This is a genomic window from Bacillus sp. A260 (assembly GCF_009861435.1).
GTDB classification, from domain to species: Bacteria; Bacillota; Bacilli; order Bacillales; family Bacillaceae_G; genus Bacillus_A; species Bacillus_A cereus.
Genome location: NZ_CP046398.1, coordinates 2,146,858 through 2,160,180, shown reverse-complemented (window position 1 = coordinate 2,160,180; position 13,323 = coordinate 2,146,858). Strand labels below are relative to the sequence as shown.

The following is a 13,323-nucleotide window of genomic DNA, read 5'->3' as shown; positions in this document are numbered from 1 at the left end:
TTACAGCACCTGTGCTGTTTGTGAAGATAGTAAACTGTACCAACCTGCAACAGTTGGACGTTCTGCTAAATCTGCAAAAGTGATTTCTTTCCCTTCACGACGCCACTTTTCTACTAAACTCATAATTCTGACCGAATCAAGCCCTCTATTTAATAAGCCTTCATCAATATCAATACTCTCTACTGGCTCACGAAGTAGTTGTGCAACTAGTTCATGCACTTCCTGTATAGTAATTCCTTCACTCTCATCATCTTTTACACTTTGTAAATCTTTTAACAGTAGGTTTGTTGATGTCGTTACTGCACATCTATTAGATGCATACTCCAATGCTTGTTTATGATGCTCTAGTGAAAAATCAGCAACTGCATCTGCTACAAAGAACGGCTCTATACCATCCATAAATGCTTCACAAGCTGTTAAAAGACAGCCAATATGCGCATAAATACCGCAAATAATGAGTTGATCTCTTCCTTGTTCATTTAAAATTTCTAATAGATTTGTCTTTTTAAATGCACTATATCTCCATTTTGTTAGGAATATATCATCCTCATCAGGAGTAAGTTCATCAACAATTTTCTTTTTATCTGGTCCAGCAGGTATACCGTCACCCCAAAAGTCTTGTAATAAACCTCGTTGTTCTAACGTTTGCCCACCAGGTTGTGCTGTATAAACAACTGGTATACCAAGTTCCTTGCATTTTTCTCTTATCATTTTAATATTTGAAATAAGTTCTACTTTTGGTGATTCTTTATCGCTATATGCATCAAGAAAGTATTCTTGCATGTCATGAATTAAAAGTACTGCACGTTTCGGATCTGGTGTCCAATTCACTTTATTTTTTGGTAGTTCTGATTCAATTGGCATTTTATATACTGAAATAGATGGGATGGCCATCTAATCACTTCCTTCCGATTTTTATTATTGTTTTACTGTAATAAGTTTTTCAGCAATGACTTTACGTAGTTCTTTTTTGCTGACTTTTCCGACTCCTGTTTGCGGGAATGATTCAATAAATTCAATTCGATCTGGAATTTTATAAGCCGCTATACCACGTTCTCTTAAAAACATTTTTAATTCACTTACTGCCGGAACTTGTCCGCGAACTATAACAAAAGCACAGGTGCGTTCACCTAAATAATCGTCAGGCATAGATACGATTGCTACGTCATGGATCGCATCGTGTGCTAATAGATGATTTTCAACTTCTTCCGCAGCAACTTTCTCACCACCACGGTTAATTTGATCTTTATCTCTTCCTTCTACAATGATGTATCCTTGTTCATTTACTTTTACAAGATCACCTGTGCGATAAAACCCATCCTTTGTAAATGATCGTGCATTATGCTCTTCGGCTTTATAGTAACCACGAATTGTATATGGACCTCGTGTTAATAAACTACCTACTTCGCCCGGTTGTACATCGTTGTCATTTTCATCAACAACTCGTACTTCATCGAGTGCAGACATTGGTCTACCTTGTGTATGAATAATAATTTCTTCCGGATCGTCTAATCTTGTATAGTTCACTAATCCTTCCGCCATACCGAATACTTGCTGTAACGTACATCCAAATGTAGGGCGTATACGTCTTGCTACCTCAGCACTAAACTTAGCACCACCTACTTGAATAACCTCTAGGCTCGATAAATCGGTATTACGAGAAGATGCAGCATCAAGCCAAATCATTGCTAATGGCGGAACGAGCGCTGTAATTGTAACTTTTTCTTTTTCGATAAGAGCAAATGCCTCATCTGGACTACCACCAGTTGCCAATACCACTTTTCCACCCGCATAGAAAGTTCCAAATGTCCCTGGAGAACTCATTGGGTAATTGTGTGCTACTGGAAGAACTGCCATATAGACGCTTTCTGCATTCAAATTACAAATTTTAGCGCTAACACGTAAACTATAAATATAGTCATCATGTGTTCTAGGAATTAATTTAGAAAGACCTGTTGTGCCTCCTGATAATTGGAGAAACGCAACATCACTTGGCTGAACTTCTGGTAATGAGACGGGATCCATATACAGATCATTTATGTTCACAAACTCTTCTTCTTCTCCCACTACAATTACATGTTGTAAATTTGGCACTTTCTCTTTCACTTCTCTTGCTAGTTTTCGATAATCAAAACCGAGAGCCTTATCTGAAATAACGTAAGCGCTCGCCTCGCCAAAATCACAAAAATAACTAATTTCACTGCTTCGATGTGACGGCAGTGCAAAGACAGGAAGCGCTCCAATTCGAAATAGTGCAAAACATATTTCGAAAAACTCGATAATGTTAGGTAACTGGATTACAACTCTGTCCTCTTTCTTTATTCCTAAATTCAGTAAACCTGCTGCTAAACGATCTACCTTTTTATTAAGTTCACTATATGTTATATGCTTCTTACCACTTACAACCGCGATTTGATCTCCATATTTCTCAGCCCGCTCTCTTAACACTCCTCCAAATGTTTCACCAAGCCAACATCCTTCTTCTCGGTAACGATCGGCAAATTCTTTTGGCCATTCTGTATAACCTACTAGCATTCTTTCTTCCCCCTATTTTTCATTAAGTGAACTATCTCTTAACCCTAAAGCTTTTAGCATTGTTTGGAACTTAGCTGATGTTTCTGCTAACTCATCTTCTGGTTTTGACTCAGCAACAACTCCAGCTCCTGCATATAAACGCAGTGTATTTTCTTGTACTTCAGCACAACGAATTGTAACAATCCATTCTCCATCTCCATTTAAATCGCTCCATCCTAGCATTCCTGTAAAGAACTCGCGGTCAAATGGCTCAATATGCTGTATAGCCTCTCTTGCTTTTTCCATCGGAGTTCCGCAAACTGCTGGCGTAGGATGAAGGGCAATTGCTAATTGTAAAGAAGAAGTATTTGGATCCTTCAGTTCACCTTTCACTTCTGTAGACAAATGCCACATCGCTTCACTATGAATAACTGATGGCTTTTCTGGAACATGTAATGTATGACAATACGGACGAAGTGCAGCGGCAACCGCTTCCACTACTACCGCATGTTCATGTAAATCTTTTGGAGAAGAAAGTAATTCCTCTGCTCTTCTTTTATCTTCTACTGGGTCCTCACTACGTGGCCTTGAACCAGCTAACGGGTTAGAAATAACTTGCATACCATTACGTGAAACAAGTAATTCAGGACTTGCTCCAATTAGCGTCTTACTGTTCTCTTTTTCATCTTTCGGTAAATTCACAGCAAATGTATAACCATGCTTATTATGCTCTGCTAATTCTCGCAGAAGTTTTTGCTTATCAATCTTTTCCGAAGATTTAACATCTAACGATCTAGATAGAACGATTTTCTTTAAATCACCGTCCTGTATTTTTTTAATTCCTTGCTTCACACCATTCATATAAACTTCAGGGTCTGGCATTGGCGTCATTTCAAATGTTACGTTCTCATTTGTTTCAAGCTGATTTGTTGTATCCAATTGTAAACGCTCAGAAATCCTACTATATTCTGGTACGATAAGTTGGACTTCTTTTCTACGATCGAATGGCAAAGCACCCACAACGATAGGATTTGGATTTCCAGCTTGTTTCGCATTACTTAATGTCGCTTGCACAAGCTCTGGGAAATTTTCAATTTCACGATGCTTTACTGTAGTAAACTCTCCTTCTGCTAATATCGTTCGAGTTGGTGAAGCAAAAAAGAATGAAGATTCAGTCTTATAATCTCCTAAAAGTTTTTCTGACAATTCCTTTACAGCTATATGTTCATTCATAATATAATAACCTCCTGAATTTTGATTAAACTCCTAACGTAGCACCGCCATCGACACATAAATTGTGCATTGTAATATGACTTGCTCTATCTGAGGCTAAAAATAACACGGCTTCAGCAACTTCTGAAGGTTGTGCAATTTTTTGTAATGGAATTCCGAGTCTATATGTATTTTGAGAACCAGCAATTATATTTTTAGCTCCATTCTCATCAGCCCATAGTAATCTTTGCATCTCAGTTTCAGTAGAACCTGGAGAAACTAAGTTGCAGCGTATATTGTATGCCGCAAGCTCTAGTCCTAAACATTTCATAAACATCGTCGTTGCAGCCTTTGACGCAGCATACGCAGCCATCTCCATTCTCGGCGTATTTGCCGCATTTGAACCGACTGTAACAATTGCCCCTGATTTTCTTAACATCATATTTTTACTTACCGCTCGGGACATATTGAAAACCCCTGTAGTATTTACAGAGAATGTTTTATTCCAATCTTCATCACTTAACGAATGAATTGGTCCCATACGTAAAACCCCTGCAACATTTATTAAAATATCTATTGGCGCTATTTCATTTGCAATATGATTTACCATGTCTTCAACAGCAGCGCTATTACTCACATCTAAACGAAACGTTTTCATACGTGTTTTATTTAATTCATTTTGATTTAAGAGTACATTTAACCCCTCTTCATTTTGATCGACCGCAATAACTGTGGCTCCTCTTTCTAAAAACATTTTGGCAACAACACTGCCTATGCCTTGTGCTGCACCTGTTACTAAAACTGTTTGCCCATCAAATTCCCCTAAGTTCATTTTCTCTATCCTTTCACATAAACATTAATTTCATTAAGTAACATAAATGATATTGATTTTCATTATCATTCATGTTGTAAAAAATAATACACTTACTAAACTAATTGGTCAAGTGCGCATTACTTTAAAATCCATTTTATTGATAATGTTTTTCATTTACTATCTTACACCGAAATGATAATGTTTCTCAATAAACTTGTCAATCTTTTTTTATTTTTCAGATAAAGTATTTTAATGCTTCTTAATAAAATCATACCTAAACGCATTAAATGTACTTATATTATAAATAAAATTCAAACTCCTCTTTTTAAAATTGAAGAAGATAAACTAGAGATACGTTCATTTACAATGCTTTATGAAAAACTCAAGTATATATTTTCTCAATATTTTTCTGAAAATATATCTTACAAATACTAATGAATGTCTTCTTTATCATTTAAGATTTAATATATATTTCGAATATGATGTATCAATTTATCATATTCCAATATAATCCAAATGGGTATTCCACTCACTTTTACATCTATAAAAATCACAAAAGTAATTTAACCTTGTTAAAATAACTCATAAAAAAAGCATCCTAATTAATAGAATAGGATGCTTTTTCGTAATCATAGTGTTATAGAAGATTTGTATACTTATGCTACGCTGCGATACTCTTCTTCTTGTTCTTTTTTCTGTTTAGGTGCTTGAATTAAAATTGCGATAATGAATGACACGACACATAATACACCGATCACCATGAACGTTGGTTTGAATCCACCTAGAAGTGCACCGATAAAGGAACCTGCAAGCGCCCCAAATCCAAATCCTTGATACACAATTCCGTAGTTCTTACTATGGTTTTTCATACCGAAGAAATCACCAACAATAGCTGGGAAAATAGTGATATTTCCACCAAAGCAAAACGCTACACTTGCTACACATACGAAGTAAATACCATAATTTAAATCTACAAAACTTAGAACTAAGACTGAACTCGCCATAACAACAAAAGTACCAGTAACGATTTTTAAACGCCCAATTTTATCCGATAACGGTCCTAAAATGATACGACCTAATGTATTGAAGATTGCAACCATAGCCACCGCATTAGCTGCTGTTGCTGCGCTAAGTCCTACAAGTTGAACACCAATGTCTTTTACCATACCGATTAAGTATAAGCCACTCATACATGATGTAAATAACATGATAAATAATAAGTATACTTGTTTTGTGCCTAACATTTCTTTCGTTGTGTATTCCTTAGTTTTTGTTTCATGAACTGCTCCTTGATCTGCAGCTTGATGGATTAAACAAGCACCAATTACAATCATAGCTGTAACAATTAAACCCCAGTATATAAATGCTTGCGATACACCAACTGATTCAATCAACTGTGCGTTAACGTATTTAAAGATTAAGCTACCTGAACCATATGCAGAGACAGAAATACCAGCAATTAAACCTTTACGCTCTGGAAACCACTTTATTAAATTTGATAGTGAAGTGATATATGCTGTACCATCTGCATAACCTACAACAACTCCCGCTAGTACATAAAGTAATATTAATGAGGATGCTTGTGAGCTAAGTATTAATCCTAGTCCTAATGCTAATCCAGCTATCATAATAAGTTTACGAAGTCCCCATTTTTCTTGCAATTTACTCGCAAATAAAGTTGAAAATGCTAAAGAAAGACTAGTAATTGAGAAAGTTATCGCAACAGCGTTAAGACTCCAACCGTATTTACTAACTAAAGGCTGATTGAATAAACTCCATGTATATATCGTCCCAAGCCCCATTTGTACTATAACTGTGCCAAGGACAACAAACCATGGATTAACAGTTGATTTTTTCATACCTTTCCGCCTCCTCTTTCTATTTCAATGCTATTCGCTAAATTTACTTTTTTTATGTTCATTTTGGTCACCTCTTTTGATTTGACACCTTCATTGTATAAGATGTTTTTGTTTATGTAAGCACTTACAAGACAGAGCGTCAAAAACGTAGAATCAGTTACAAAAAACGAAGGATGAAATACAAAAACTACTTATTAAATACGTAACACTTATTTAATAAGTAGTTTTTGTATAAGATCGATTTACATTTATTTTTGAACTCTTTTTTTAAAAGTGAAACAATAAAACCGTCTCTTTACTATTTATTAAAGAGACGGTTTTATTAGGTCAATTCATAAGCCTGACTTTTTTTATACGTTTATAATTGTTTCTTCAAATGTAACAATTGGCTCTACAAATTCCATCATAATGAAAGCATTTTTAATACGTCTTGTTAAAACTTCTTTTAATTCTGCACACATTTCTTCTGTAAGTGATTTTACAAATACAAAGTTGTGATAATAAATCACACTCTTCTCTTTACTTAATGGGTTTAAAAACATCCCCTCTTTTGTAACGAGAGCATTAGAATGCCCCGATAAAGTTGAAAGAAACGTCTCTAAAATTTTTATTTCTCTTTTTGAAAACGATTCTTCACAAACTACTTTAATATTCATTTCTGTTATCATTTATATATTCCCCCAACCATTTTTTCACAAGGGGATACTATAATACTATTAAATTTTCACAAGACTCCCCTTGTCGTTCATAAAATTCACCAGAAAACTAAGTTGACTAACTTGTTTTTTCCCTTTATTCATATAAATCTCTCCTTTCGTATATATTACTTCTCCATTTTTAATTGATTACCTTTTTATATTAAAGTTTTTCTATGTTTTTAATTGGAATTTTACCAATTAGAGATCTTATTAATAAACGTATATTTTTCTTATACTCCTGAAAAAAACTTTACTTATCTACTTTACGTTTTGTGCTACATAGTGTCTGTTTTTTGAATAATTTGCTTCCCTGCAGTATTTACATAGAAATATTGTTTCGCTAATGCTGAAAACAATTTACTTATAATAAAGTGAAACTTTAATCACCCCTCACCAATCGGGCTTTTATGGGCAGCAGGGCCCCCACCTAACTTCTTTTCTTCCACTGAATTTTGAGGTGGGGGTCTTACTGCCCAGCAAATAGCGGGATAAACTTAAATAAAATATAACTTTTAACATAAGAGTACTTTATACTCTTCTATTAGAGAACAAATTTTTTCCCAATAAATAAAACTAAATATTCACTAATATATCTATCCGTGGTTTAATATATATAATAAAAAAATATTTCTGTCTTTAATGAGGAGGTACTATGAAAGCAAACGTAGGGGATACTATACTTTTTCAACGAAATAATTTAAAGATTACAGGATCTGTATTAAAACTTTATACTGAATCGGTCTTAGTTGAAATTACAAATGTAAGCGGTGGTACTTTTGAATTTGATCGAACAATTGTAAATCATAAAAACTATAAAGTTTTAAATACAAATACATAAAACAACACAAAATAGCCCCTGCTCAACAGCAGGGGCTATTTTATATAAAAATATTTCACTAGTTTATATACCCTAAAACATTAACAATCTTACTCGCTTTTAAATTGTTAATATGATAATAAATTTCTAAACCTCTTCTCTCTGCTCGTAACACTTTACCCTTCATTTTTGATAAATGTTGTGAAACAGTAGATTGCGGAATATTCAGTAACTCTGTTAATTGTGTTACATTACAAGTTTTTCTCGTACTTAATTCATTTACAATTTGCAGTCTGATTGGATGCGCCATAATTTTTAAAATATCTACATCTTCTTCTGAAACTAAAGTTTTTCTCATTTCACTCGTATATGTTGTCATAAGACATTCCCCTTTTATATGAATTCCATATTCATAAGATCTATTTCCAAATTTTTTAAAACCCTTGATTAAAACTTTCATATAGAAATAAAAGGATTTTAAATTTTTGAAAACAGAACTTACATTCACTTTATTTATTTATTTATTTGGTACATATACATAATACAATGTTAATATGTGCTCTATGTGAAGTTCACATAAATTTGTGATGAAGATTTACTTAGCCACTCGCATCCTACTCATCTAATTACTCACTGCGTAAAATCATCAGTTATTTTAACACATTTTAGGCGTTTGTATATACTATTTATAAAGTGAAACTTTAATCAGTGGGGCTTTTGTTCATCCCCCACTGCTTATCAGCCCTCACCAATCGGGCTTTTACGGGCAGCAGGGCCCCACCTAAATTCTTTGCTTCCCCTGAATTTTTAGATGTGGGTCTTACTGCACGGCAAATAGCGAGATAACACAACTTTTATAAAGGGGGATTCATATGCCTACAGCGTTACAAGAAGAAGTCGAAGAAGCACGGGAAACATATGTCAGTCGTATCATCTTAGTTGGAGGATCGACTTTATTTTTAGTAGGCGGGGTTATATCGGCAATTTCAGCTTTTAAAGCTTATAATCGTTTGGAGAATACGCCGCCTTCTACAGATAATTCATAGATATTTTATAAAATAAAACGTCGCCTCCAATGAAGAGACGACGTTTTATTATTCATACATATGACACTAAAAGTATCGATAGATTCCCTACTCCATTTTCTAAGCTTACTTCACCACAAACCTAGTCTGACTACACCCATCCTTCTGCTTCGTTACTTCTAATACAGCTGGCATTGCGTTTTTCAGCTCTTGTACGTGTGAAATGACACCGATAAATCGGCCTGATTTTTGTAAGTCAATTAAGGCGTCTACTGCTTTCGTTAATGATTCTTCATCTAATGAACCGAACCCTTCATCGATGAACATGGTTTCGATGGAAATACCACCTTCATATGCTTGAATGACATCTGCCATTCCTAGCGCTAGGCAAAGTGATGCATTAAATTTCTCTCCGCCGGATAGTGTTTTTACATCGCGTGTTTGGCCAGTATATGCATCGTACACATCTAAGCCTAATCCACTTTGACGATTTCTCTTTTCAACTCGTTCACTTCGTTTTAAATAAAATTGTCCGTTTGATAATTTACGTAATCGTTCGTTTGCAATTTGAACAATTTGTTCTAAATACTCAATTAAGATGTAACGTTCAAATGATATACGGCTCTCGTTATCACCTTTCATTACTTCATATAAGTCAACAAGTTCTTGGAAAGCTTTTTCTTCCTCATGAATTTGCTCATCAATACGTCTAATGTTTTCATGTAAATCAGAAATATATGTTACCGCATTTTGCGCACGTTGACGTTTTTCTTTAATGATATCGAGATTAATTTGTAATTCTGTTATGTGTTCACCTAACGCTGTAATATCCATATACTCTTTATCTTTTAATTCAGCTTGTAACTCTTCAATTTGTTTTGCAAGCACTTCAAGCGATGAATAATAACCTTGAATTTCTTTTTGTAACATTTCCATCTCGTGATCGCTTAATTTGGCTTCTTTATACGTGAATTCGTCTGTAAACCCGCTTTGTTCTAGCTCTTTCATAAAGCGTGCGAAAGTCTCTTCTTTCTTTAATTTTGCACTTTCAAATTGATTAGAAGCACCTTTTTGTTCTGCTTGAATACGTATATTTTCATTTTGCCAATGCTGATACGCTTCCTGCACTTTCTTCCATTCGTCCTCCATTAACCTAAGTTCCTGCATAGCTTGGTCAAACTGTGCTTTCCAAGCTTGTACTGTTTGTAAGTTTTCTGGAATATTTCGTTTATCATGTTCATATGACGTACGAAGTTGCATACACTCCATTTCTGTACGGTGCTGCATTGTTTCCACTTCTCGTTTTTGTTTCTGAAGTTCTTCTATTTTTTCTTCTACGCTTTTCATGTTCGCAGCAATCTGCTTACGTGTTTCTTCACTTGCTTTTAACGTATTAACGTCTGCAGCTAATTGTTTTCCTTTTTGAACAAGTGCACTATATGTTTCAGCTAATTTTTCCGAGTTGTAGCCGCGCTTCACAACTTCTTCTATCACTTGTTCATATTGTAGTCGATAGAAATTCCATTTCTCCTCTACTTGCACATGTAATTTTTCAGCAATGTTCTTCTTATCTCTTAAATCGTTTAACTCTTTTTCATCGATCGCATTACTTTGCTCTGTAGCTTTTTGCGGATGATTCGTACTACCACATACCGGACAAGATTCACCGTCATGTAAATGAAGAGCTAATATACCAGCTTGTTCACTTAACCAGCGGCGCTCCATGTTTTCATATGCACGAACTGCCACTTGCATTTTATTATTTGCCGCTTCTTTTTCTTGCTCGAATTTTTGTTTTTCTTGCCAAACATCATATGCTTGCTTTAAAACTTTTGCATCTTCTCGCATATTCGTTAGTTCTTCTACTTTAGCTACATATTGCTCAAGTGCTTGTTCTAATTGCTGCAATTCATCAGACATTCTCTGTTTTTTGTTTGTATGCTCTTCTAGTTGTTGATCTAACTTTTGCATACTTTCTTTTAATTTCCCTATTTGGATTTCGGTATTTTGTAAATTCAGCTTTCTCTCAGCTAATGATTCAATAATCGCTTGTAACTCTTCTAATCTTTGAACAAGTTTTTTAGCCTCTTCTCGCTCAGCTTCTTTATTCTTTACTACTTCATACTTCTCCTGAGCAAGTTCAAAGCTATTCATTATCTGTTCTTGTTTGACGCTTATCTGTTTTAACAAACTTTCAGCTTTCTGCTCATTTTCCATCGCTTCTTCATACCATTGTTCAAATGGTAATAAGCGCTTTGCTTGTTCCGCACGTTTAAAGGATTTTTCTTTCTTTTCAATTGCTGCACGGTTCTCTTGTAAAGTGTTATATTTCTCATTCTTTTGTTGTAAATCTATAAATTTCTCATTTACAGATTTTGCTGCATGAAAACGTGTTTCTGCATCCTTTAATTGCTTCGTTTGAACATCTTGTTCTACTTGTAATTGCTCAACCTCTGCCTTATACACGGTTGTTTCTTGTTCTAACGCTTCTACTACTTGATGCGTATTTACATGTTCTTGTGCCACTAATGTCTCTAATAATGCTCCATCACGGATTGGTAATTTAAAAACATTACGGAAATAGAGCTCTCTCTCTTTTTGTTTTTCTTGCAAGACATCTTTCCATTGTTTTCTCTTTTGATCAAGTAACTCACGCATTAATTTATAACGATCCGTTTTAAAAATACGACGTAAAATCTCTTCTTTGTTTTCCGTCTCAGATGTTAATAGTTTTCGGAATTCCCCTTGGGGTAACATAACAATTTGGCTAAATTGATGTTTACTTAACCCAATTAAATCTTCCACTTTTTTGTTTACGTCTGTTACATGAAAACGATCGACGGCTGGAACGTTTTCTCCATCAATAACTTCATATAATTCTACTGCATGTCCTGTAATGGTCTTATTCCCTTGTTTTTTATGTCCAAGTTGCCGTTTTATTTCATAGCGTTTCCCTTTTAACTGAAAGGTTAATTCAACACTTGTATAAACATTATCATCAGCAAATTGACTTCGAAGCATGCTCGTATCACTACGTTCTTCTCCACTAGCCTCACCATATAACACATAACAAATCGCATCAAAAATCGTTGTTTTTCCAGCTCCCGTATTCCCAGAAATAGCGAAAATACGATGTTCTCCAAGATCTTCAAAATCGATTACTTCTTTCTGTTTATATGGCCCGAATGCTGTCATAATAAGCTGAATCGGTCTCATCCTCGTTCACCTTCCCGTTCTTGCACTGTTTGTAATACATCTATAAATAGGCGTTCTTTCTCTTCTGATAAATCTAACCCTTTCATTTCTTTATAGAAAGCCTTTAAAAGAGATAAATCATCCGTTTTATGTCTTGAAACCGTTACTTCATTTGTATCTGTGAGTTCTCGCCTTTGCATCGCTCTTTCAACGTGCATTGCATTTGGATATACAGATCGTATTTTCTCCATTGGCTGTAAGACAGGGTTTTCGTCTAATAATTTTACAAATACGTAATCTTCACTTACTGGATGCTGTAATAATTCATCTATTTTCGCTTCTACTGTTCGCATTTTACGACGTGGTGAAAGTAACCTTTTTTCAATTGCTACTTCACCAGTTTCATTCAGTTCTACAATGTAATAACCTTTTTTATGTTTCTCTTCAGAAATTGAATAGGCAAGTGGTGAACCTGAATATCTAATGGTCTCATTACGTACAAAATGCGCTTGATGTAAATGTCCAAGCGCTGTGTAATGAAACTTATCAAAATAATGACTATTTACATATTCAGCACCACCAATTGAAAGTGGTCGTTCTGCATCACTTGTATTCTCCTCCGCTTCTCCTGAAGAAGTTACAAATGCATGTCCAACAAATACATGTCTAGCTTCTTTATCCATCGTTTCAGAGAGCTCATTCATAAAAATGCGCATCGCATCATCATGAGAACGTACGTCTTCATTTTTCAACACGTGTCTAACTATGCTTGGGTCTGCATACGGTATTAGATGGAAGTGAACCTCTCCATATTCATCATTTAGTACAACAGGTTCGTACGGGAATTGAAATTGACCTGCAATATGTAATCCTTGTTTTTTCATTAAACTACTTCCAAAATGGATACGATCCGGACTATCATGATTACCAGCTACTGCAATAACTGGTGTTTGTAAATCAATAACTATTTTTTGCAGCACATCATTTAATAAGTCTACTGCTTCTGTAGGTGGAATTGCTCGGTCATATAAATCCCCTGCAATAATTACAGCATCTGGTTTTTCTTCTTCAACAGCCTGTACAAACTGATCTAATACAATCTTTTGGTCTTCAGTCATATACACGCCATGAACAAGCTTTCCTAAATGCCAATCCGCTGTATGAAATAACTTCATATTTTTCTACTCCT

General features: G+C 34.9%; 11 protein-coding genes. 2 read left to right on the top strand and 9 right to left on the bottom strand.

The window, feature by feature from the left end; genetic code table 11:
- The 6 genes from GD442_RS11045 to GD442_RS11020 all read right to left on the bottom strand — a co-directional run bounded on the left by GD442_RS11045 (position 1) and on the right by GD442_RS11020 (position 7,067).
- On the bottom strand, positions 1-894 hold the full coding sequence (locus GD442_RS11045) for an isochorismatase family protein (protein ID WP_001007256.1): 894 nt from the start codon (positions 892-894) through the stop codon (positions 1-3).
- A gap of 24 nt (positions 895-918) precedes the next feature.
- Positions 919-2,535, bottom strand: a complete 1,617-nt coding sequence (locus tag GD442_RS11040) for a (2,3-dihydroxybenzoyl)adenylate synthase (protein WP_000960124.1) — start codon at positions 2,533-2,535, stop codon at positions 919-921.
- Positions 2,536-2,547: 12 nt separating this feature from the next.
- On the bottom strand, positions 2,548-3,747 hold the full coding sequence (gene dhbC / locus GD442_RS11035) for an isochorismate synthase DhbC (protein ID WP_001002080.1): 1,200 nt from the start codon (positions 3,745-3,747) through the stop codon (positions 2,548-2,550).
- A gap of 25 nt (positions 3,748-3,772) precedes the next feature.
- Entirely contained in the window at positions 3,773-4,558 is a 786-nt protein-coding gene (gene dhbA, locus GD442_RS11030) for a 2,3-dihydro-2,3-dihydroxybenzoate dehydrogenase (protein ID WP_001048437.1), read from the bottom strand.
- A gap of 638 nt (positions 4,559-5,196) precedes the next feature.
- Positions 5,197-6,399 (bottom strand): L-lactate MFS transporter, encoded by a 1,203-nt coding sequence (locus tag GD442_RS11025; protein WP_000750111.1) that lies wholly within the window; start codon positions 6,397-6,399, stop codon positions 5,197-5,199.
- A gap of 350 nt (positions 6,400-6,749) precedes the next feature.
- Positions 6,750-7,067, bottom strand: coding sequence for a hypothetical protein (locus tag GD442_RS11020; RefSeq protein WP_000627302.1), 318 nt, complete (start codon positions 7,065-7,067; stop codon positions 6,750-6,752).
- A 682-nt stretch (positions 7,068-7,749) separates the two neighbouring features.
- Between GD442_RS11020 and GD442_RS11015 the strand changes: the two genes are divergently transcribed.
- Entirely contained in the window at positions 7,750-7,935 is a 186-nt protein-coding gene (locus GD442_RS11015) for a YkvS family protein (protein ID WP_000646793.1), read from the top strand.
- Positions 7,936-7,993: 58 nt separating this feature from the next.
- Here the strand turns inward: GD442_RS11015 and GD442_RS11010 are convergent, their stop codons facing one another.
- A complete protein-coding gene (locus tag GD442_RS11010) occupies positions 7,994-8,293 on the bottom strand; it encodes an ArsR/SmtB family transcription factor (protein WP_000214801.1) in 300 nt (99 codons plus the stop codon).
- A 493-nt stretch (positions 8,294-8,786) separates the two neighbouring features.
- On the opposite strand from GD442_RS11010, the gene GD442_RS27720 reads away from it, so the two are divergent.
- Positions 8,787-8,960: a hypothetical protein gene (locus GD442_RS27720; protein WP_001141668.1), complete on the top strand. Its 174-nt coding sequence runs from the start codon at positions 8,787-8,789 to the stop codon at positions 8,958-8,960.
- A 105-nt stretch (positions 8,961-9,065) separates the two neighbouring features.
- Here GD442_RS27720 and GD442_RS11005 read toward each other — a convergent pair whose 3' ends face one another.
- Together GD442_RS11005 and GD442_RS11000 are read right to left on the bottom strand one after the other, a co-directional pair.
- Positions 9,066-12,155, bottom strand: coding sequence for an AAA family ATPase (locus GD442_RS11005; RefSeq protein ID WP_001247463.1), 3,090 nt, complete (start codon positions 12,153-12,155; stop codon positions 9,066-9,068).
- The gene (locus tag GD442_RS11000; RefSeq protein ID WP_000765150.1) at positions 12,152-13,309 is read right to left on the bottom strand and encodes an exonuclease SbcCD subunit D; all 1,158 of its coding nucleotides are present in this window, start codon (positions 13,307-13,309) and stop codon (positions 12,152-12,154) included. The genes GD442_RS11005 and GD442_RS11000 overlap by 4 nt, the downstream gene beginning before the upstream one ends.
- Positions 13,310-13,323: the final 14 nt, after the last annotated feature.

Bases quoted from the DNA above. Each gene is read 5' to 3' on its own strand.
- GD442_RS11025 (WP_000750111.1), bottom strand. From the start codon at position 6,399: ATGAAAAAATCAACTGTTAATCCATGGTTTGTTGTCCTTGGCACAGTT.
- GD442_RS11040 (WP_000960124.1), bottom strand. From the start codon at position 2,535: ATGCTAGTAGGTTATACAGAATGGCCAAAAGAATTTGCCGATCGTTAC.
- GD442_RS27720 (WP_001141668.1), top strand. From the start codon at position 8,787: ATGCCTACAGCGTTACAAGAAGAAGTCGAAGAAGCACGGGAAACATAT.
- GD442_RS11005 (WP_001247463.1), bottom strand. From the start codon at position 12,155: ATGAGACCGATTCAGCTTATTATGACAGCATTCGGGCCATATAAACAG.
- GD442_RS11000 (WP_000765150.1), bottom strand. From the start codon at position 13,309: ATGAAGTTATTTCATACAGCGGATTGGCATTTAGGAAAGCTTGTTCAT.
- GD442_RS11010 (WP_000214801.1), bottom strand. From the start codon at position 8,293: ATGACAACATATACGAGTGAAATGAGAAAAACTTTAGTTTCAGAAGAA.
- GD442_RS11045 (WP_001007256.1), bottom strand. From the start codon at position 894: ATGGCCATCCCATCTATTTCAGTATATAAAATGCCAATTGAATCAGAA.
- dhbA (WP_001048437.1), bottom strand. From the start codon at position 4,558: ATGAACTTAGGGGAATTTGATGGGCAAACAGTTTTAGTAACAGGTGCA.
- GD442_RS11020 (WP_000627302.1), bottom strand. From the start codon at position 7,067: ATGATAACAGAAATGAATATTAAAGTAGTTTGTGAAGAATCGTTTTCA.
- GD442_RS11015 (WP_000646793.1), top strand. From the start codon at position 7,750: ATGAAAGCAAACGTAGGGGATACTATACTTTTTCAACGAAATAATTTA.
- dhbC (WP_001002080.1), bottom strand. From the start codon at position 3,747: ATGAATGAACATATAGCTGTAAAGGAATTGTCAGAAAAACTTTTAGGA.